The organism is Brumicola blandensis (assembly GCF_031846165.1).
Lineage (GTDB): Bacteria > Pseudomonadota > Gammaproteobacteria > Enterobacterales > Alteromonadaceae > Glaciecola > Glaciecola blandensis.
Genome location: NZ_JAVRIE010000001.1, coordinates 1 through 20,526, shown reverse-complemented (window position 1 = coordinate 20,526; position 20,526 = coordinate 1). Strand labels below are relative to the sequence as shown.

Here is a 20,526-nt window from a genome sequence, read left to right as displayed (position 1 = left end):
GGGCCATAAAAATGAATAAACCAGAACAAAAAGTCGCATTTTTTGATAAGCCCGAAAACGTTAAAATAATATTACGAGTATTCTATGTACTGTGTGTTGTACTCGTTATTGCAGACTTTATCGTGCATCGTCACATTTATGTTTCCTTTGAAGAGATACCTGCATTTTACGCAATATATGGCTTTGTAGCCTGTGTCGTCTTAGTTGTTATCGCCAAAGAAATGCGAAAACTCGTGATGCGTGATGAGAAATACTACGATGCCAGAGAAGATGAAGATGACTCGAGTAAGAAACCAGAGGAGAAGCAGCAATGAGTTATGCTATCCCGGCATTCTTGCCATTTTTCATCGCAGCCCTGTTTGCTGCAATTGCACCTATTCGCTTTCGGTACATTTTGGTTTTAGTCCCATTAATTAACGGCATATTACTGTTTTTAAATGCTGACCAGCTAAGTCCTATCACTGTTCAACTGCACACATTCACCCTGCAGATAATGGACGTTGGCCCCGCGGTCACGGAGCAGGACGCCAAACTAAGCCTCTTGTTTGCTTACTTGTTTCACCTTGCCTGCTTTATTTGCCTCATTTATGCCTTGCATGTAAAAGACAAAGTACAGCTTGTTTCGGGTCTATTGTATGCCGGTAGTGCTATTGGTGCTGTATTTGCTGGGGACTTTATCACCTTATTTATCTTTTGGGAGCTACTTGCACTGACCTCGGCCTTTTTGGTATTCGCTCGACGCACAGAGGCAGCAAAAGCGGCTGGCATTCGGTACTTAATTATACAAGTACTCTCTGGCGTGCTCTTATTAATTGGTGCGATCAGTTACTTCCAGCAAACTGGCTCAACTGATATTGGATACATTGGACTGGGTTCTACAGCCTCATGGTTATTCTTAGTCGCCTTTGGTATCAAAGCCGCTTTCCCATTTATGCACTCTTGGCTAACAGATGCATACCCTGAAGCAACACCAGTGGGTACGGTATTTTTATCTGCCTTCACAACCAAAGTCGCGATCTACATGCTTGCGCGCACCTTTCCTGGCGAAGATTTGCTAGTGTATATTGGTGCTGCGATGACTTGCTTCCCCATTTTCTACGCTGTTATCGAAAACGATTTACGAAAAGTATTGGCTTACAGCCTAATTAACCAACTTGGTTTTATGGTCTGTGGTATTGGTATCGGCACCGCTTTGGCGCTCAACGGCACTGTAGCTCATGCGTTCAATGACGTGATTTTTAAAGGGCTACTGTTTATGACGATGGGGGCTGTGCTAACGCGTGTCGGTCACGTGAATGGTTCAAACCTTGGTGGCTTGTATAAAACAATGCCTAAAACCACGCTGTTTTGTATTATTGGTGCGGCCTCAATTTCTGCCTTTCCGTTATTCAGTGGTTTTGTTAGTAAAAGCATGGTGATGGCTGCGATGATAGAAGCTGGGCATGAATACCTTTGGCTGATGCTCTTATTCGCATCTGCAGGTGTCTTCCATCACGCCGGTATAAAGATCCCATTCTTTGCTTTCTTTGCGCACGATTCTGGGCTGCGTCCTAAAGAGGCACCTACGAATATGTTGGTTGCTATGGGTATTGCCTCTGCGCTGTGTATCTTAGTAGGAAGCTACCCTGCTTTACTATACTCGCTATTGCCATGGGAAAACAATTACGTAGCGTACGACATCACCCATACCCTGACACAGTTACAACTCCTGTTCTTCTCAGCACTCGCATTTGTCTGGCTAAATCAAAAAGGTTTATATCCTCCTGAGTTAAAGTCAGTGAATTTGGACGTAGAGTGGATATTCAGGAAAGCTTTGCCTGGTATTGGAAATGGTATTTACCGCTTGGCCTCTAGTGCTAAGCGTGTTGCCGTCAGTTCGTCCCTTAGCCTGCTTAATGCAATCCCTGTAATGAAAAGAGGCAACGACGCCAACGCAGCAACCATGACATTGCGTATGGCAATTGGATTTGTATTATTAGTTCTTATGGCTTTTGTCACTCAGTTTTTATAAAAGCCAGTCGGATGTAGGCCATTAAAACAGTGAAAGGTTATTTGTCCAAATACTGCTTATTAAACTGATCAACAGAAATGGGTTTACTAAATAGGTAACCTTGGGCTTTTGTGCAGTTGAGAGAGGACAGTGTTCGAGCCTGCTCCTGAGTCTCAATTCCCTCCGCAATCACCGATAAATTGAAATTTTTTGCTAACCCAATTATCGAACGTACGATGGCTAAGTCTTTCTCAAATTCCATCTTATTGACGAAAGCACGGTCTATTTTCAGAATATCAACCGACAATCGACTCAAATAAGACAGTGACGAGAACCCTATACCAAAATCATCAATCGCGATCTTAAAACCCATCGCACGCAGATCTGCTAGTAACACTTTAGTAAATTCAATATTTTCTACAATTGCACTTTCGACTATTTCAATTGTAATTGCACTCGCTATTGTTGGATCTAATTTCACCGCTTGAGCAATGCGATTGAACAGCTTCCGGTTAGATAACTCCATAGCCGACACATTGATTGAGAGAGTCATCTCTGCGCCCTGCTCGCGCCAGTTTTGGATAATTCTAATAGCGTGTTGAAACACCCACTCAGTGACAAATCTGATTGAACCTGTGCTTTCAGCTAATGGGATAAACCTATCTGGCGTAAGAAAACCGCGTTTCGGATGATGCCATCGGACTAATGCTTCAGCACCAACAACTTGATTACTGACAATGTTCACCTGCGGCTGCAGCAACAATTCAAACTGATCCTGGGCTTTAGCCTGTTTAAGTTCAGAACTTATGGTTAGCAAAGCGGCTGCGTCATCGCTGATATCTTGGGAGTAAAATACAACATCATCCATAAGTGATTTTTTAGCTTTATACATTGCAGCATCAGCGCAGCGGAGTAATTCAGAACTGCAGCTAGCATCTTTAGGATACTGGGAAATGCCAATTGATAGCCCAATATTCACTTCTAATTCGTCAGCTATCTGAAAAGGTAACCTCGCAGCATCACAAAGCGACTCTGCCATCACTTGCAATTTTTCTTCATCCTGTCGGCAATTTTCTATCAGTACGACAAACTCGTCGCCCCCCAAACGTGCCAAGGTATTTTCTGAGCCGATAATCTCTTTAAAACGTCGGCTAACAATCATCAAAAGTTCGTCACCTGCTTTGTGCCCTAAGCTATCGTTGATAACTTTAAACCGGTCTAAATCCAAAAACATCAGCGCAAAATTTTTACCGAAATTGTCATCACCCTGAATCGCGAACTCGAGCTTTTTCGCTAACATAAATCGATTCGGCAAACCAGTTAGACTATCGAAGTGCGCTAAGTTTTCTAGCTGTGTTTCTACTGCTTTTTGTTGAGAGATATCAGAAAATACGGCAACATAATTGATGATTGTTTCTTTGCTGTTTTTTACTGCATTGATAGAGAAAAGCAGGGGGAAATCTTCATACGGTTGACCTGAGAACCAGAGTTCTCCCCGCCAGTTTCCTCGCTTTTTTAATATCGGAAATACCATTTCATAAAAATGTTGAGAGCGGTCAGCGTTCCTAAACATATTAGGTTGTTGCTGCAATATTTCTTGTCTGTGTATTCCTGTAATACGTTCAAATGCTGGATTTATCGAGACAACTTGTAAATCACTATTGGTGATGAACATGCCTTCTTGTGCATAATTGAAGACTTGTTCATATAACTTCCAGTTTTGCTCATGTTGACGCTTTTCGGACAAATCATTCACAATCAAACTGGTACTCATTTCTCCGGCTAATTCAATAGGTGTGCTAAAGACTTCAACATCTTTTACAGTCCCATCAACTGTTAAATGAACATCGTTGTAAATAGAGGCAGACTCAATCGTATTTTCCTTTGTGGAGCTTCCAACAAAGTGACGAAGATCCCCAAGTGAGCGGGACAACAAAGCGCTTTTGTCGAAGCCGTAGAAATCCTTAGCAGCCTTATTCGCATCGATAACTTTCCCTGCCTCATCAACCATTAGCATTACAGCATTATTTAAATTAAAAAACTGTCTAAACTTGCGTTCAGAAGCTTGTAAAGATTGACGTGATTCAGCGGCTAGCTTTTCATTGCGCAGCATCAATAACATGTTGTAGTAAATAAATAACCAAATAACCAGCGCTGAAATAAAATAGCTCGGATGAAACCTTAGCTGCTCCCAGCCCTCTTTTGGATTGGCAGAAACTATCCAATTGCCATAAGGGAGATGGATGTCTGTAGTGACTTTCGAATCATCAAAAAGCGTTTTACTGCCAAAAAAGACTTCGCCGTCAATGCCCAGTGCATGTCTGCCCTTAATACCAATATGCAGATCAGGATGAGTATTTAATTCCAACTGAGCAATAAAGTCGTCATAGTCGATAACAACTGAAATTATGCCCCAGTTCTTTTCATCTATCGATATAGGCAATCTGACAATAAGCGCTTGCCCACCTTGCACCAACTCGACAGGTCCAGAAACTACGGCTTTTTGAATTTCCAGAGCAAGCTCAATTGAGGGTAATTGATCTTCTAGCTCGCGGTAATCCATACCAAACACTTTTTCATTGCCCTCAAAAGGGTACAAATGAGTCACGATATATGCGTTTGATGCAGCGAGAACACGAATATTACTTTCAGAAGTCAGCAGTTTTTGGGCATACAGAGAAAACTCATCCTGACCGAGATCTGGATTAACGATGACGTAGGTAGCCAACCCTTTCACTAATTCAATATTATTTTGTAGACGCGCTTCTATATCACTTTTAATCACGGCAAGTTGCTGCGCTACGGCAAGCTTTTGATTGGATAAGGCTGTTCGGTATTCAGCATATTCAACGTATAAATAGACAAGACCAACCGCAATGATTGCCGCAATACGAACCAAAATACTAGAAAATTTTAAATCGCGCACCTAAGTCACTTACCTCGTGATTGATGAATAATAACGCGATCCCTGCGGTTAAACTGTTTATTGTTCTTCTTTAACCGTCAGAATATACCATCGACGATTAAATTAGTACTGTTGCCTACCTACTTGAGTATATGACTAATGAGCAGACCTCACAGCCCTGCACTAGCCAACTTTTTAGTGATATATACAAGTTCTAAATAGTTCGACTAAAACGCCTAATACTCGCGCAAGAAAACCCTGTATCCCCAGGGTGGCAAGCTTAGCTCGGTATCACCGAAAAAGTCATATTCTTGCTGATCATTTTTAAGAGCATCAGAATACTGATCAGTAAATAAGGTGTCTCTGAAAGTCACGTTTTGCACTTTTGGACTGAAATTAAAGACCATAAACCATTTACTCTCTTTGTCCTGTCGCACAAAGCTAAAAATGGCTTTTTGATTAGAATTAGGTACTTGTTGCATCAAGGCACCATGTTGGGCATTCCAAAGCGCTGTATAACAGTTTCGTAAACTTAACAGTTGTGTATATAGGTCCCCAATTTCATGATGCTGCCAATCAATGCTGTCTTTTTCAAAAAAAGCTAAACGTTTCGACTCACCGGCCTCTTGTCCGTTATGAATCAATGGCATCCCCTCGCCTAGACAGGATAAGACAATACATGCCTTTTGCGCATCACCAAATTTTTCATCCGGCGTCCCTTCCCATGCATTTTCGTCATGGTTACTCACAAATGTCATTCTCATCGCTTCTCTTGGCCAAGAACGCTCATTCCAAGAGTAATATTTACGTAACTTGTCTAAAGGGGCTTTTTGTTGACAAATATCATGCAGCACCTCATTCCAAGACCAAGCATAGGTCATATCAAAAGCATATTCATGAAGGTCTCGATTTTCCCACTCAGCCAACATAAACACAGACTTAATTCTATCTAGATGTTCCCTCGCTTGGCGCCAAAAACCGTTGGGTACGTACCCCGCAACATCACAACGAAAACCATCTATATCAAACTCTTTAATCCAATATGCCATAGCTTCAATCATATACTCGCGCAAACCAGCCTGATCATAATCAAATTCGATGATGTCATCCCAATCCCACCATGGTGAAGGCCGGAAGTCACCTTTGTAGTCTCGCGCATACCATTCAGGGTGTTCTTGAACTAAGTGGTTGTCCCAAGCACTATGATTGGGAACCCAATCTAAGATAACTTTGAGATCGAGTTTGTGGGCCTCATTGATAAGCTCTTTGAGAGATTCAGCATTACCAAATTCAGCGTTGATCGAACGAAAGTCTTTCACCGCGTATGGACTCCCTAAACTTCCTTTTCTATTTTGCTCTCCAATCTCATGAATTGGCATTAGCCACACAATTGTAACACCCAAGTCTTTAATGCGAGGTAATGCTTTAGTGACTTCAGAAAAAGTACCTTGCTCACTAAACTGTCGAGTATTAACTTGATAAATGCTAGCGTGACAGGTCCAGAGCGGTGAGCTATGTTTTACATAAGGAATAATTGGCAAGTTCAAAGGGAAACCTAGTTCAATCAGTAAAGGGATTTACATGTAATCATATTCTTAAATTGTCGGCAAATCGCAGAATTTTTGAAGTAAAACGCGAACTAATTCATCAAGCGTGGTCTATAATGTAAGACAGACTGAATTTCAGGACAAATAGGACTCATGACACAGACACTTTCCCACAAACAACTATATTTCTTTTTTTGGGGTCTTCTTGCTTCCATTATCCTAGGTTTAGGGGCGTGCTCCAATCGATATGTCTATGAGTCAGTTCGCCAAGCCCAAATACAAGAATGCGAGCGAAGTGCAGAAGGACAAGCAAGACAAGATTGTTTGCGCGGTTATCAAATGACTTTTGAAGAGTATGAACAAGAACGTAAAGAGGCTCTTGGTAAGAAAGAGAAAGAAGAGCCTAAACTTATCCTGCCCACGGAAAAGAAAAACGATACCTAAGCCACAAGTAAGGCGCAAGATTGATCATGTAAATAAGCCGGCTATTCCCATGATCAAAACCCAAGTTGCAAAAAATACTTTTAATTTAACAACGGGGAAATACAAAACAACTCGCTTGGCAATAATCCCACCAACAATGGCGCCAGCTCCAGCAAATAATAACACTTCCCAGTAAATAGCATGAGATACCGTTAAATGGTAATAAATCGCTGACCATACGGAAAATGCGCTCAAGATAACTGCCAAAGCTATTGAACAGGCAATATTGAATCCTCTCAGAATCAAATAGACAGCCACAAGTTCGCCAACGCCAACTGATAACCACGCAGTAATAATTCCCCCAAAAAATGCAAGCGCTGACAATATAACAAAGTCAGTTTTCACAAATGATAAGGTCACTTTTGTTCTACTCAGCAATGGAATTGAAGCATAAATTGCTATCGCTAGTAGTATTGAGAAAATGCCAAAACCAAGATGCAAAGAAGTTTGTGCTTGTTCTGTATAGCTACCAAGCAGGAACTGCGCAACAAGGATACCGAAAATAGAGCAAGGGACAGTGATAGCCAAACCGCGATTTAAAAACTGCCACTGTGAGTGCTCCTTGCCGTTTTCAGTTTTTAATTGCAGTCGGTATTTATGCCAAGTGATAGCACCTGCGGTCATACCACAACACTGAATAGCAAAACTGGTTGCAATAATGGCACTATTATCTATTTTCAATTGATTAAAGAACGGCACAAATACGACACCGCCACCGGCGCCGGTAGAATTAGCAAAAATAGCGCCTGTGATCCCGATAAACAAGAACGCAAAATAGTCAGAAATGACCTGAAAACTGTCGGGCACGCTAAAAACTAGGGTCAACCATGTAATTAACAGAATAATTCGGAAAGGGTGACTTTTAACAGCACCTCTAGTTATATTGTACAAACGACACTCGCGTTCTAAAAATTGATGACGAACTTTGCCAGATCTCGAGAGGAAATTCAGCTACCTTTTTTTAAATTTTAAGATTTAATATGGTTAAACTCGAAAAGCGCTCTACCCAATCGATTCTCACGCTATCGCCCAATCGTTCTCTTACGTGGGCCGAAGCAAAATGGATTATGGCGATTATGGTCGCCGTAGTGATGATCATTGCCATTGCTTGGACTTTTGTGGGAGCTTGGATAGTACTACCTTTCGCTGGCGTCGAAGTTGGCCTATTTGTATTGCTCATGTACAAAGTTACTCGTTCCACTTATCTAAAACAAATTGTTACTTTTAATGACGAGCAAATAAGAGTGGAAATGGGCATTAATCGAAGATTGAGCAGTCAAACTATCCCTCGTTTGGGAACAGACATATTCTACAGTGAAACAGAACGCAATTGGACAACACCCAAAATAACGCTTCACAACGGCTCAAAGCGTTTACAAATCGGTGAATTTCTAAACTCAGAAGATATGGCTTTGCTTCGAGAAAACTTGGAAGAATTGGGTTTTCCAATATGCCGTGAGCACTGGTGGAAGTAAGTAATCCTCTGTCTTTCTCGATATTCGATACCTCCATCAAAGTACTATTGTGATCCTTCGCATCGTAAACGCGTTTAAATTTTATACGAGTTAAAGCGCAATTACGTGGTTTGACCATCATAAATAAAGCGAGGCTATTTCGTATGAATTTATACATAGAGTCGATAGAAGGTGGCACATATATCGCGGCCGTTGGTGAAAGCGGTGCTGACACCTATTTGAGAGAGAAGCACAGCGATTCATTATCATTTCAGTGTATTAATTCAATCAAATTACAGGTTGAGAACATGCATTTTGATAAAATTTGGTTAAAGCAAAACACGCCATATGAAGAAATGTGTGGTTTAAAAAGTAGCGATGAATCATTGGTGATTGAGCTTGATTGGCGTTAGCTACGTGGCGTAAGCAATAAACATAAAATTTATACTGGTCTGACAAGAATTAGCTGTTAATATCTTATTAACAAAATCTTAGGACAAGCTATAATTTTCTTATGACTGAATTCGATATCATTATTGTTGGCGCAGGTTCCGCAGGTTCAGTGCTCGCCAACCGCCTCTCTTCAGACCCAAGGCTATCAGTTTGCTTACTTGAAGCTGGCGGGAAAGATACTAATCCCGCAATTCATGTCCCTTTCGGCTTGGCATTCTTGTCAGATATGAAGTCGATCAATTGGGCGTACGATACCAATGAAGAGCCCGGACTAAATAATAGAAAGTTATTCTGGCCAAGAGGTAAAACCTTAGGTGGTTCTAGTTCAATCAATGCGATGTGTTACATACGCGGGGCCGCCGAAAATTACAACGAGTGGGCCGATTTAGGTTTATCGGAATGGTCATGGGATAAAGTACTGCCTTTCTTTCTAAAAAGTGAAGACAATACAAGAGAAGCTTCAGAATACCACTCTATTGGTGGTTGCTTGGGTGTTTCAGACCTCAAACACATCAATCCCCTCACCTTTGACTTCATTCGCGCTTCGGTCAGCAATGGCTTGCAAGAAAAGGAAGATTTCAACGATGACAGCCAAGAAGGCGTGGGTGTTTATCAAGTTACTCAACGGCTCGGTCGTCGTTGCAGCACGGCAAAAGGCTTTTTGTCTGACGAAATACAGGCTAGACCAAACCTGCACATAATGACCGGAGTTGAAGTTGAAAAAGTGGATGTACGTGACGGTGTAGCAACGGGCCTGAGAATCGTTGCCAACGAGACCACTCAGCATCTTTTCGCTAAAAAACAAATCATTCTCTGTGCTGGCGCAATAGGCTCTCCCCAAATACTAATGCAGTCGGGCATTGGTAATGCTGCACATTTGAAAGAATTGAATATCGAAGTAGTGAAAGACTTGCCTGGCGTTGGTCAGAACTTGCAAGACCATTTAGATGGCACAATTCTATTTCGAACAGACAATCGACGTTCTTATGGATTATCAGTGCCAGCCTTATTAAAGAACGCTTATGAACCCGTAAATTATTGGTTAAATAAAGAGGGCATGTTTACTTCAAATATTGCGGAAGGTGCGGCCTTTTTTAAATCGTCACCAGACTTAGCCTTACCAGATGTGCAGCTACATTTTCTGCCAGCACTATTAGTCGACCACGGACGCAGCAAGCCTTGGGGCCATGGTTTCACAATTCATTTTTGTAATTTATACCCCAAGAGCCGAGGGGAGATAAAGCTCAAAAGAACATATGGAAAGCTTGAGCCAGACATACGGCCAAATTATTTATCGTGCGAAGAAGATATTGAGCCTTTGGTGGCCGGATTTAAATGGTGTAGAAAAATCAGTAATACCTCGCCGTTGGGAGACTCAGCATCAGAGTGGATACCAGGAACCGAGGTTCAATCCGATGAAGAAATTAAAGATTACCTTCGCAAACATGCAGAAACGGTTTATCACCCAGTAGGGACATGCAAAATGGGTGTTGAAGATGATCCTATGGCCGTGGTGAGTGAGCGGCTCAAAGTGAATGGCATAGACAAACTGATGGTCGTAGATGCCTCAGTGATGCCGAATATCATTGGCGGCAACACCAACGCTCCAACGATTATGATCGCTGAGAAGGCCGCTGAGTGGATTTTAAGTGAGCTTTAGCTCTTCGGTATGACACCTTGAACGGGGCTAAGAAGATTGCTAACGGAGATACACAAAAAAAGCCGAGAAAGATTCAAAATCTACGCTCGGCTTATACATAATATATTCGTATCTAGCTGACTATTTGCTCTAACTCTGCACTCACGACGTCAACTGATTTAGTACCATCCAATTTGTGATATTCACACAAACCTTCAGTAGCAGCTGTTTGATAATAGTTCACCAAAGGCTTTGTTTGGTCGTGATATATTGCAAGGCGGTCGCGAACAGTTGCCTCTTTATCATCATCACGAACAATGAGGTCTTCACCTGTATCGTCGTCTTTCCCTTCATTCTTTGGTGGGTTATACACAACATGGTAAACCCTGCCAGATGCAGGATGAACACGACGCCCGCCCATGCGGTCAACGATTACGTCATCTGGAACATCAAATTCGATACAGTGATCTACTTTCACGCCAGCTTCTTTCATTGCATCCGCTTGTGGGATAGTTCGAGGAAACCCATCTAATAAGAAACCATTTGCACAGTCTTCTTGAGCTATACGCTCTTTAACCAAGCCAATGATAATGTCGTCAGATACTAGCTTACCTGCGTCCATCACCTGTTTGGCGGCCAAACCCATTTCAGTGCCTGCTTTAATTGCTGCACGCAACATGTCACCAGTAGAAATTTGGGGAATACCAAACTTCTTCATTAAGAATTGAGCTTGCGTTCCCTTACCCGCACCCGGTGCGCCAAGAAGTATGATGCGCATTAAGCGTCCTCCCAGAAAGTGTTTAAATTTTTGACCTGCAAACTGTACAACTTAGACTGCTAGTTCACAAGTCAAATTAGACCGAAAAATAACAACTTAAGACTAATAGCGAATATTTTGACCTAGCCCAAGCTCAAAACACAAAAAAGCGAGCACAATGGCTCGCTTTTTTATGGTCTTACCAATCTACTTTGCTAAGCTCGTTAGCAACTTGTTCAGGTTCTGAACAAACGCAGATGGATCTTTTAAGCTACCTTGTTCAGACAACGCAGCTTGGTCAAAGAGTACTTCCGACCACTGTTTAAACTGGTCTTCGTCTTGTACCTCAGACATCAACTTAACTAAGTGATGCTCTGGGTTTAACTCGAAGTGATACTTAGGCTCTGGCACTGGTTGTCCAGCAGAAGCCATCAGTTTAGCCATTTGGGTAGTCATACCATTTTCGTCAGCAACGATACACGCTGGTGAATCAGTAAGGCGATGCGTAAATTTCACTTCTTCAACTTTTTCACCTAAAGCCGTTTTCACTCGTTCTAGAATTCCTTCAACTTCCTTCTCGGCAGTTTCTTTTGCTTTTTTAGACTCTTCATCGTCTAGATCGCTTAGGTCAAGGTCTGCTCGAGCAATAGATTGGAATTGCTTTTCGTTAAATTCGGTAAGATGTGACATCAGCCATTCGTCGATGCGCTCACCCATTAGCAACACTTCAATCCCTTTCTTGCGGAAGATTTCCAAATGAGGGCTAGTTTTCGCAGCCTGATAACTGTCTGCTGTCACATAATAAATCTTGTCTTGGCCTTCATTCATGCGAGAAATATAATCTTCTAAAGAGACACTTTGTGCACCGCTCTCATCATGCGTTGAAGAGAAACGTAATAGACCAGCGACTTTTTCTTTATTAGCAAAGTCTTCCGCTGGGCCTTCTTTAATCACATTACCAAACTCACTCCAGAATGCTTGGTATTTATCGGCATCTTTCTTCGCCATTTTTTCAAGCATTTGAAGAACACGTTTAGTGCAGCCTTGACGAATAGCTTGTGTAATCTTATTGTCCTGTAGAATTTCACGAGATACATTCAATGGTAAATCGTTAGAATCAAGTAGACCTTTCACAAAGCGCAAGTAGGTTGGCATGAACTGCTCAGCATCATCCATAATAAATACACGCTGTACGTACAACTTCAGACCGTGAGTCTGGTCACGGTTCCACATATCGAATGGTGCTTTCGCTGGAATATACAATAGGCTAGTGTATTCTGTTTTACCTTCAACACGGTTGTGTGACCACGTTAGTGGATCAGCGAAGTCATGAGAGACATGCTTGTAGAACTCATTATATTCTTCATCACTAATGTCTGATTTTTCACGAGTCCATAAGGCTGTTGCTTTATTTACCGCTTCCCACTCTGCAGGAATGGCAGGTGTTTTTTCGCCGTCTGGGCCTTCACTCTCAGGCACTTCGTCTTTAAACATTTTAACAGGAATGCTGATATGGTCTGAGTATTTAGTAATGATTGAACGTACTTTCCAATCGTCTAAAAACTCTTTCTCATCATCACGTAAATGAAGAGTGATTTCTGTACCACGATCAGCTTTATCGATCGTTGCAACATTAAATTCGCCTTCACCCGCTGATTCCCAGCGAACACCTTCAGATTTATCGGCACCGGCAGCACGACTCTTTACAACAACTTTGTCAGCTACGATAAAGGCTGAGTAGAAACCTACACCGAATTGCCCGATTAGTTGAGAATCCTTCGTTTGGTCACCAGAAAGCTTACTAAAGAAGTCGGCAGTGCCTGATTTTGCAATCGTTCCTAAGTTAGCGATGGCGTCTTCTTTTGACATCCCGATACCGTTGTCGGAGATAGTTAATGTGCCAGCATCTTTATTCACACTAATTTTAACGTGTAAGTCGCTGTCCTTTTCAAACAAACTATCGTCAGACAATCCTTTGAAGCGAAGCTTGTCAGCCGCATCTGCTGCGTTTGACACTAGTTCACGAAGGAAAATTTCTTTGTTTGAATACAATGAGTGGATCATAAGTTGAAGCAATTGTTTTACTTCGGTTTGAAATCCATGGGTTTCTTGTTGGACTGTCTCAGCCATTGCCAAGTATCTCCTACTTCATCTGATTGTTTAAATTAGCAAGGTCTGGCTAAATGCCGCTACATCAGTTTAATGCTACTGATTCACCGCTGCCAGAAATGCCGTTAGATGAGGGATGATGTAAGGTCGTTGTGATTTTTTTCAAGAGCGCTTAGCAAATATCTTTTCATTTACTAGCATCATTGCGAATGGGTAATGATTACTGCTTATCGGAAGCGCTGTACGAGAACATGATTATTCTGACTTAGAACTGTCTGCGCCCGGTAAATGCATGAGTGAGTGTATTGCCATCGATATATTCTAGCTCGCCACCTACAGGCACACCATGTGCGATTCGAGTGGCTTTGATATCCTTTTCCTTGCACATCTGGCCGATGTAATGCGCAGTCGCTTCTCCCTCTACCGTAGGATTAGTCGCAAGAATAACTTCAGAAACAGACTCCGCGATGAGCAATTCAGCAAGTTCGTTTAAGCCTATCTCGGCGGGACCAATACCATCAATGGGCGAAAGGTGCCCCATGAGTACGAAATATTTACCTTTGTACTCAGATGTTTGTTCGATCGCCAACACATCTTGTGGTGATTCAACAATACACAGCTGGCCCGACTCGCTACGCATTGGGTTTTCACATATTTTGCAAAGTCGAGACTCAGTAAAGGTACGGCATTGCTCGCAATGGCTCACGTGCTCCATTGCGTCATGAAGGACCTTGCTTAAATGCAAAGCCCCTTCTCTATTTCTCTCAAGTAAACTAAATGCCATACGCTGTGCGCTCTTTGCTCCTACACCTGGTAGAATTTTGAACGCCGAAACTAGTTCGTTAATTAGTGGGCTAAATGACATTTTTTGAGAAGCTCCTAGAACGGCATCTTAAAGCCGGGTGGTAAGTTCATCCCTCCGGTCACAGAAGCCATTTTCTCTTGGCTAGTCTCGGCAACACGTCTAACAGCATCGTTAAGTGCCGCTGCTACCAAGTCTTCGATCATGTCCTTTTCGTCTTCCATCAATGATTCATCGATATCTACGCGACGCACATTATGGTTGCAGGTCATGGTTACCTTTACCAAACCAGCGCCAGCTTCTCCAACAACCTCTAATGTGGCGAGTTCGTCTTGCGCTTTCTTCATTTTTTCTTGCATTTGCTGGGCTTGCTTCATCATATTGCCCATGCCACCTTTAAACATAACCTTTCTCCAACTATTACAAATATTTTGCGACTACGAAGATATATAGGCAGTCATAAGAATATCAAACTCAATTTCGTTTTTTATTATCTTGGTTTTATCGAATCTTCGACTATCTGACCTTCGAAAGCCTTAATCAGTTCCTGAATAGAGTCATTAGTTTCAACGACATTATGCGCATGATTGTGTCTCACTAAGGAAATCTGTTGTTGGATCTGAAACGGTGTCTCAGATACTTCCCCATACTCTACAACGAACTCGATTGGTTTCTTATAGAATGTGCTCAAAGCCTCTGTAATCGTAGTGCGATGTTGCTCTTCATCCAAATGTTTATTTCTTTCAGCAATGCGAATAACAAATTTATCACCATGCTCAATCAAATTTGATTGCAACAGCAACTGCTTGTTGAGACCGCCAACACCAAGTTCTTCAATGAAGTCACTCCACTTATTTATCTGCTTCGCTTGTAGGAGCTTATTGCCATCTTCTAAATAAGGAGCCACCTTCGGGTGCGTCACCTCAACTTTACTTAAATCTAAAAATTCATCCTGAAACATTGCAGCAATTTCCATTGCTGGATCTAAAGCCTTAGTTTCAGGGAACACATTTTGCTCAGAAGTGGTATCGGATTGAACGTCTTTATGTGTTTGAACTTCTGTATCTTGTGGGGACTCTGCCTGTACATCTATGTTGGAATCGATAAGAGTAGAAGCACCTTCTGAAGACAATTCCTCATCATTACTGAAAGGCATATCTTCATCGTATGATGATAAATCTATTTCATCTTCTGTATCGACTTCTTCAGTCCTTATCACTTCTTCTTTATCTTGAGTAAGCTCTTGCGTTTCCCAAGGCGGGGTTTCCGAACTCTTATCTTCTTGAAGTCTTGGTTCAGCTACTTCTAATGACTTATCTTCAACTGCAGCTTCGGGCTCTAATGGGTTTCTGTAGGGTTTTTCCTCTTGCGATTGCTCCGCGCTTTGCTTATTTTGAGTAGGTAAATCTGCATCGCCGTTAAACACCGTGTTTTCTTGATTCATCAAACGATCGAACAAGGAGGATGTGGTTGCCTCGCCTCTTTCCTCTTTAACGTCCTCATCTTCAGGCTCTTCATTATCGAGTTGATCAGCCAGTGCTAGTAAATCAGAGGTTGTACTTAGCTGATCAGCACCACTATCTGTTGAGATAGAATCTTGTGAGATGAGTTGTTGTGCAGCATCTCGCTGCAATTTTGCATCCGAAGCCAGCTCGTCATATTCAGAAAACATAGACGACTCTGCTTCATCATCCATAAACGACATATTCATCATGTCATGCTGATAATTGTCGTCAGTAGCGTCTGCATGCTGAGAGTGAGTATGTTCGATTGAATCAGGCTGCATTGCGGCTTCTGATTGTTTTGGTTGCTGCGTCGTTTTATCGAGCTCAGGCTCGTGAGACACATCGGTTTTATTCTTGCTATCGCCAGTAGCAAGGCCTTCATCTTGAGCAATGTCTTTAGCGATAACAAGGGGGTCGTTTGGTGGTGACTGCACGACTACTGGCGATGATTCAACTGAATTGACGGGCTGAACCAGTGCGGGAGTTTCATCTAATTTAGCTGGCTCAGCTAACTGAGGTGACTCAGATGCGTCGTCAGATTCATCTGCTTTGCTATCTGATTCATTCCTTGGCTTTGCATCACTACTTAATTCAAGTGTTTTTTTTTCAGCCTGTGCTTGTGCGTGACCGGCTTCTAAGTCGAGTTCAACCTTACTCGCCGGACTGAAGGCTAACATTCTTAGCACTGTCATTTGGAGACCAGAAAATGGATCTGGAGCAAATGGCAGATCTTTTTTACCTTGCAGCACAATCTGATATAGCAATTGTATATGTTCAGCAGTTACCGATTTTGATAGTTGATAAACAGCTCTTGCACTCAGTGTTTCAATCTTGCAAATATCAGGCACAATCTGCGTCAACGAAACTTGATGCAACAAACTCAGAAGCTCAGCCAACACTTGGCTGTAATCAGGTGCATGTACACATATATCATCTAACTCATGCATGGCCTGTGTGCTGTTTTTTTCAATCACCGCTTTCACAAGACGCATTACTTGGTTTTTATCCAAGAGACCTAGCATTTCAGTCACTGTCGCCAATGTGACTTGGTTGTTTCCTTGAGCAATGGCTTGGTCGGTAAGACTCAAAGCATCCCTCATACTACCTTGTGCGGCACGTGCTAAATGTCCAAGAGCTGACGCCTCGGATGGTATGCTTTCTTGCTTCAGGATGTGCTCAAGCTGCGTTTGAATTTGCTCACGTGATAGGGCTTTCAAGCTGAATTGGAGACAACGCGACAGGATAGTTACTGGTAATTTCTGTGGATCAGTCGTTGCTAATAGAAACTTAACGTGCGGAGGCGGCTCTTCCAAAGTCTTGAGCAAAGCGTTAAAACTGTGCTTAGAAAGCATGTGAACTTCATCGATGAGGTACACTTTAAAGCGACCGCGTGTAGGCTTGTACTGAACATTGTCCAGCAACTCGCGAGTATCTTCCACCTTCGTTCGTGATGCGGCATCTATTTCTAATAAATCCACGAAACGACCTTCGTCGATGTCAGTACAAGCATTACAAGTACCACAGGGAGTTGCACTTTGACCTGTTTCACAATTCAGGCTCTTGGAAAAGATACGAGCAATCGTTGTTTTGCCCACACCGCGCGTCCCTGTAAATAGGTAAGCGTGATGCAGTTTGTCATTATCAAGCGCGTTAGATATAGCACTAACTACGTGCTCTTGCCCAACCAGCTCAGCGAACTTCTGAGGACGCCATTTCCTTGCTAATACTTGATAACTCATGCTTGTTAGTTACTCGCCTTCGTATTCCACTAAACTGAATGGTTGAACGCCATGATCGATTAATTTAGTTTCACCGCCAATATCAGGAAGTGAAATCACAAATCCAGCATGTTCCGTAATACCGCCTAAACGTCTAATCAAATTAGCCGTAGCCACCATGGTTCCGCCTGTTGCGAGCAAATCATCAATCATTAAGACTCTATCGCCTGGCTTTATTGCGTCTTTATGCATCTCTAATATGTCTGTGCCGTACTCTAACTCGTACGCCTCAGAGATAACTTCTCGTGGTAACTTTCCCGGTTTTCTAACAGGAACAAAGCCAATTCCCATTTCAAGGGCAAGCGGCGCACCAAATAAGAAGCCTCTCGCTTCGGTACCCACTACTTTATCAAAGGTTTGACCGGCAAACTGCGCTTTTAATAAATCGATACATGCAGTAAATGCTTCATGATCTTGAAGTACACTCATTACATCGCGAAACATGATACCCGGTTTTGGATGGTCTGGAATCGTTGTAATTGCAGACCTAATTAATTCTTTTGTCACGTATTTACCTAATTCGGATAATTGCTAGAAGAAAAACACATACCATCCAGCAATGATATGCATGAGCGGAAACGCTACTAAGGCAGCTAGGATACCAAGAAAGTACCAGCCATTAAAAACTTCTTTGAACTCAGTGTTATCACCCATGAGAATTACCTTGTTTGTTGACAGTAATTTAAGAGCGGTGAATATTACTTGATCGAGGTCAAAAAAAACAGGTTTTCATGCTTATCTGACTAGAAGTTTTTCTTCTATGCTTAACGACTCTCTTCCTTTAAAACTGAAAGGTTAGACATTGTTTAGAAGGCATTTAAATATGGGCTGCTTGATAGCCAATACGAAAGCCACCCCAATGCTTCCCGTTAACGTAAATAGGTGCTGAAAGATCGTGCATTACTTCACCAGTATCGCGTTTATAGGTCTGCAAAAGGAATAGTTCAGTATTGCTACCACATCGAGAACCAGTGTAATCGTCAAAGATTCGTTTCGTTCTGTTAGCAACAAAATCAGTATCATAATCACCAGTAAGGGGTTTTGAGAAGCATTTATTGTGGGTGGGAAAATAGCCATTCCGGTCTACAGCACCGGCGTAAATAATGAAATCATTTTGCTGCAACAGAGGCTCTTGAATATCAGGTAAGACTTTATCTGTAAATTTATCAAATTGTGTCGCATGTTTTACCGGGTTTGTATTTGGAATAACCTGGTAGTTCTCATCGAATAGGGCGTGTTCATTAATTTCACCTTTTTCAATAGCATGCTCAAACAGCGAACCAATTCTAGACGCCGCATTTATCGCAATATTTTGTACTGTAGAGTTCCTATCTTTTATCTCGAACACGTGTAAGGTTCTAAATATACTTTCTGTATGATAGCTCAAGCCCAGCACTCTTTCGGATACGTCGGTGAGTTCATGTTTTAACGAATCAGTTGATACAAATAGATTTTCTGCATTTTTTGAAATCCCACTATTGAGTGACTTCATTTCGGTCACACAGACGGATAATTCATCCATGGATTCTTTTGCAGTCAACAAACTTGCACTAGATTGCTCCACTTTTTCAGAGGCCTCTGCGACTAGATTAGACATTGTTTCGCCAGCTTCAGAAACGGTAGATATAGCTTGTACTGATGCATTGCTTCCCTTTGTAATTTCTTCTAACACCGATTCTATACCCTGTGTTGCTTCTGTAGTCCGCTTAGCTAAGTTTCGTACTTCGTCAGCTACAACTGCGAAACCTCTTCCTTGTTCACCCGCTCTCGCAGCCTCTATAGCAGCATTTAGGGCTAACATGTTCGTTTGGTCGGCTAGTTGATTAATAGTTTCAACAATATTCGCAATATCGCTTGCGTTGTCCCGGAGACTCAACAACAAAGTATTTGTGTTTTCTATCTGCAGTTTGAGATTGCCTTGTTGTGTTGAAACTTGTTGCAAAAGATTTACTGATGCATCGGAAAAAACAGATGATTCAGATATTTGGCATGAAGCTGTTTCGCTGAATCCAATAATTGTTTGGTTAGATTGCTCTATACCTTGCACTCGTTCAGCTATCTCCTTAGTACTATCTACTTGAGCCTCAAATAGCGATGCCAATTTGTCTACAAAGTGAGAGACATTTGCACTCTCAATTGCAATTTCACTGCTTTGCTTAGCAATGATCTTAGCTGACTCTTGAAGCGCTTCATTTCCTTGATGAGGCTCTTCCGCAATTTTATTTTGCCCTGGTGCTAAGCTAGAGATTGCAGTCGTAGTTATCAAAAAAACAGCAGTGACCAGGATAGTCTTCACTAGTAGGAGATCTATTAGTGAGTCAATCAGATAAAAAATTACAGCAAAGATAGGTGCAGCTATGAGGATAGATAGTTTTTGTGTTGTCACTAGTTTAGCCCTTGATTATTGTTAGCCAGTGACCTCCGTTGTATTACTAGCAAAAAAAATAGCCGATATATCAGTATCGACTATTCTTAAAAATATTTGAATTAGACTATAGAAGTATAAATGAGGAATGTAAGAAGCCTCATCCTTGAGGCAAAGAAGGTAGAGCCTGCCTAGTTATTTATCAAGATTAGCAGTAGTAAACTCGCTAGGACTAATGAAACCATCACCGTCCAAATCAAGAGAATCAAATAATTCGTTTAATACTTGATGTGCCTCTGCTTCCGCTTTAGAGATCATACCATCAGTATTTGTATCCAGTTTTTTGAAAAGATCTTCTGATGAAAACGCTGATGTAGAAGTTAGCGCTAGTGTAAATGCGAAAGCGCTTAGTGATAATAATATGTTCCGTTTTGTATTTAACATGGTAAATCTCCTATGATAATTTTGATTAGTGAGAATTGTTTGCCTCACAACTAGGCTATACCACATTCCATGCCAACATATTTAATACAAGTTAATTCAACCACTTAACTCATTAATTGATATTCTAAGCCACAAAATCCTCAATAGCTTGTGTCTTATTCACTACACCTCAACGTTCATTCATCGAAATTTATGGTTATCTAATTGTTTTTAAACACTTTAATAGGTGTATCGAATTTACTACAAAGCAAAAAAGGGGGTCAGAGTGAATTAAAAAAGGGGTCAGAGTTAATTC

Annotated in this window: 18 protein-coding genes; 6 read left to right on the top strand and 12 right to left on the bottom strand. The window is 41.7% G+C overall.

The window, feature by feature from the left end; all coding sequences use genetic code 11:
* Positions 1-11 precede the first annotated feature (11 nt).
* Both RM544_RS00090 and RM544_RS00085 read left to right on the top strand, forming a co-directional pair.
* Complete coding sequence (locus tag RM544_RS00090) at positions 12-314, top strand: hypothetical protein (RefSeq protein WP_311359747.1); 303 nt, start codon at positions 12-14, stop codon at positions 312-314.
* The gene (locus RM544_RS00085) at positions 311-2,011 is read left to right on the top strand and encodes a Na(+)/H(+) antiporter subunit D (protein ID WP_311359746.1); all 1,701 of its coding nucleotides are present in this window, start codon (positions 311-313) and stop codon (positions 2,009-2,011) included. Before RM544_RS00090 ends, RM544_RS00085 begins: the two co-directional genes overlap by 4 nt.
* A 37-nt stretch (positions 2,012-2,048) precedes the next feature.
* On the opposite strand, the gene RM544_RS00080 is transcribed toward RM544_RS00085, so the two are convergent.
* A complete protein-coding gene (locus RM544_RS00080) occupies positions 2,049-4,916 on the bottom strand; it encodes a bifunctional diguanylate cyclase/phosphodiesterase (RefSeq protein ID WP_311359745.1) in 2,868 nt (955 codons plus the stop codon).
* 215 nt (positions 4,917-5,131) lie between these two features.
* On the bottom strand, positions 5,132-6,442 hold the full coding sequence (locus RM544_RS00075; protein WP_311359744.1) for an alpha-amylase family glycosyl hydrolase: 1,311 nt from the start codon (positions 6,440-6,442) through the stop codon (positions 5,132-5,134).
* Between the two features lie 153 nt (positions 6,443-6,595).
* Between RM544_RS00075 and RM544_RS00070 the strand changes: the two genes are divergently transcribed.
* Positions 6,596-6,886: a hypothetical protein gene (locus RM544_RS00070; protein ID WP_311359743.1), complete on the top strand. Its 291-nt coding sequence runs from the start codon at positions 6,596-6,598 to the stop codon at positions 6,884-6,886.
* Between the two features lie 24 nt (positions 6,887-6,910).
* Here RM544_RS00070 and RM544_RS00065 read toward each other — a convergent pair whose 3' ends face one another.
* Positions 6,911-7,816 carry a sulfite exporter TauE/SafE family protein gene (locus RM544_RS00065; protein WP_432264466.1) on the bottom strand — a complete coding sequence of 302 codons (906 nt, stop codon included), beginning with the start codon at positions 7,814-7,816 and terminating at the stop codon, positions 6,911-6,913.
* Positions 7,817-7,905: 89 nt separating this feature from the next.
* Here RM544_RS00065 and RM544_RS00060 point away from each other — a divergent pair, with 89 nt between their 5' ends.
* The 3 genes from RM544_RS00060 (at position 7,906) to RM544_RS00050 (ending at position 10,492) form a co-directional block, all read left to right on the top strand.
* Positions 7,906-8,400 (top strand): DUF2244 domain-containing protein, encoded by a 495-nt coding sequence (locus tag RM544_RS00060; protein ID WP_311359741.1) that lies wholly within the window; start codon positions 7,906-7,908, stop codon positions 8,398-8,400.
* 143 nt (positions 8,401-8,543) lie between these two features.
* Positions 8,544-8,792 (top strand): DUF6482 family protein, encoded by a 249-nt coding sequence (locus tag RM544_RS00055; RefSeq protein WP_311359740.1) that lies wholly within the window; start codon positions 8,544-8,546, stop codon positions 8,790-8,792.
* 101 nt (positions 8,793-8,893) lie between these two features.
* Entirely contained in the window at positions 8,894-10,492 is a 1,599-nt protein-coding gene (locus tag RM544_RS00050; protein WP_311359739.1) for a GMC family oxidoreductase, read from the top strand.
* Positions 10,493-10,604: 112 nt separating this feature from the next.
* Here RM544_RS00050 and adk read toward each other — a convergent pair whose 3' ends face one another.
* The 9 genes from adk to RM544_RS00005 form a co-directional block, all read right to left on the bottom strand.
* Entirely contained in the window at positions 10,605-11,249 is a 645-nt protein-coding gene (gene adk / locus RM544_RS00045) for an adenylate kinase (protein ID WP_311359738.1), read from the bottom strand.
* A gap of 186 nt (positions 11,250-11,435) precedes the next feature.
* A complete protein-coding gene (htpG, locus tag RM544_RS00040) occupies positions 11,436-13,358 on the bottom strand; it encodes a molecular chaperone HtpG (RefSeq protein WP_311359737.1) in 1,923 nt (640 codons plus the stop codon).
* Between the two features lie 244 nt (positions 13,359-13,602).
* The gene (gene recR / locus RM544_RS00035) at positions 13,603-14,202 is read right to left on the bottom strand and encodes a recombination mediator RecR (RefSeq protein WP_311359736.1); all 600 of its coding nucleotides are present in this window, start codon (positions 14,200-14,202) and stop codon (positions 13,603-13,605) included.
* Positions 14,203-14,216: 14 nt separating this feature from the next.
* Entirely contained in the window at positions 14,217-14,543 is a 327-nt protein-coding gene (locus RM544_RS00030; protein WP_311359735.1) for a YbaB/EbfC family nucleoid-associated protein, read from the bottom strand.
* Positions 14,544-14,629: 86 nt separating this feature from the next.
* A complete protein-coding gene (gene dnaX / locus RM544_RS00025) occupies positions 14,630-17,383 on the bottom strand; it encodes a DNA polymerase III subunit gamma/tau (RefSeq protein WP_311359734.1) in 2,754 nt (917 codons plus the stop codon).
* Positions 17,384-17,392: 9 nt separating this feature from the next.
* Positions 17,393-17,929, bottom strand: a complete 537-nt coding sequence (gene apt, locus RM544_RS00020; RefSeq protein ID WP_311359733.1) for an adenine phosphoribosyltransferase — start codon at positions 17,927-17,929, stop codon at positions 17,393-17,395.
* Positions 17,930-17,953: 24 nt separating this feature from the next.
* Complete coding sequence (locus RM544_RS00015; protein WP_311359732.1) at positions 17,954-18,076, bottom strand: hypothetical protein; 123 nt, start codon at positions 18,074-18,076, stop codon at positions 17,954-17,956.
* Positions 18,077-18,239: 163 nt separating this feature from the next.
* On the bottom strand, positions 18,240-19,808 hold the full coding sequence (locus tag RM544_RS00010; protein ID WP_311359731.1) for a methyl-accepting chemotaxis protein: 1,569 nt from the start codon (positions 19,806-19,808) through the stop codon (positions 18,240-18,242).
* 174 nt (positions 19,809-19,982) lie between these two features.
* The gene (locus RM544_RS00005) at positions 19,983-20,231 is read right to left on the bottom strand and encodes an EF-hand domain-containing protein (RefSeq protein WP_311359730.1); all 249 of its coding nucleotides are present in this window, start codon (positions 20,229-20,231) and stop codon (positions 19,983-19,985) included.
* Positions 20,232-20,526: the final 295 nt, after the last annotated feature.

What these genes read in the sequence shown, in the direction of transcription:
- RM544_RS00090 (WP_311359747.1), top strand. Translation starts at nt 12, where the DNA reads ATGAATAAACCAGAACAAAAAGTCGCATTTTTTGATAAGCCCGAAAAC.
- RM544_RS00060 (WP_311359741.1), top strand. Translation starts at nt 7,906, where the DNA reads ATGGTTAAACTCGAAAAGCGCTCTACCCAATCGATTCTCACGCTATCG.
- adk (WP_311359738.1), bottom strand. Translation starts at nt 11,249, where the DNA reads ATGCGCATCATACTTCTTGGCGCACCGGGTGCGGGTAAGGGAACGCAA.
- RM544_RS00070 (WP_311359743.1), top strand. Translation starts at nt 6,596, where the DNA reads ATGACACAGACACTTTCCCACAAACAACTATATTTCTTTTTTTGGGGT.
- RM544_RS00005 (WP_311359730.1), bottom strand. Translation starts at nt 20,231, where the DNA reads ATGTTAAATACAAAACGGAACATATTATTATCACTAAGCGCTTTCGCA.
- recR (WP_311359736.1), bottom strand. Translation starts at nt 14,202, where the DNA reads ATGTCATTTAGCCCACTAATTAACGAACTAGTTTCGGCGTTCAAAATT.
- RM544_RS00015 (WP_311359732.1), bottom strand. Translation starts at nt 18,076, where the DNA reads ATGGGTGATAACACTGAGTTCAAAGAAGTTTTTAATGGCTGGTACTTT.
- RM544_RS00050 (WP_311359739.1), top strand. Translation starts at nt 8,894, where the DNA reads ATGACTGAATTCGATATCATTATTGTTGGCGCAGGTTCCGCAGGTTCA.
- htpG (WP_311359737.1), bottom strand. Translation starts at nt 13,358, where the DNA reads ATGGCTGAGACAGTCCAACAAGAAACCCATGGATTTCAAACCGAAGTA.
- dnaX (WP_311359734.1), bottom strand. Translation starts at nt 17,383, where the DNA reads ATGAGTTATCAAGTATTAGCAAGGAAATGGCGTCCTCAGAAGTTCGCT.
- RM544_RS00030 (WP_311359735.1), bottom strand. Translation starts at nt 14,543, where the DNA reads ATGTTTAAAGGTGGCATGGGCAATATGATGAAGCAAGCCCAGCAAATG.
- RM544_RS00085 (WP_311359746.1), top strand. Translation starts at nt 311, where the DNA reads ATGAGTTATGCTATCCCGGCATTCTTGCCATTTTTCATCGCAGCCCTG.
- RM544_RS00055 (WP_311359740.1), top strand. Translation starts at nt 8,544, where the DNA reads ATGAATTTATACATAGAGTCGATAGAAGGTGGCACATATATCGCGGCC.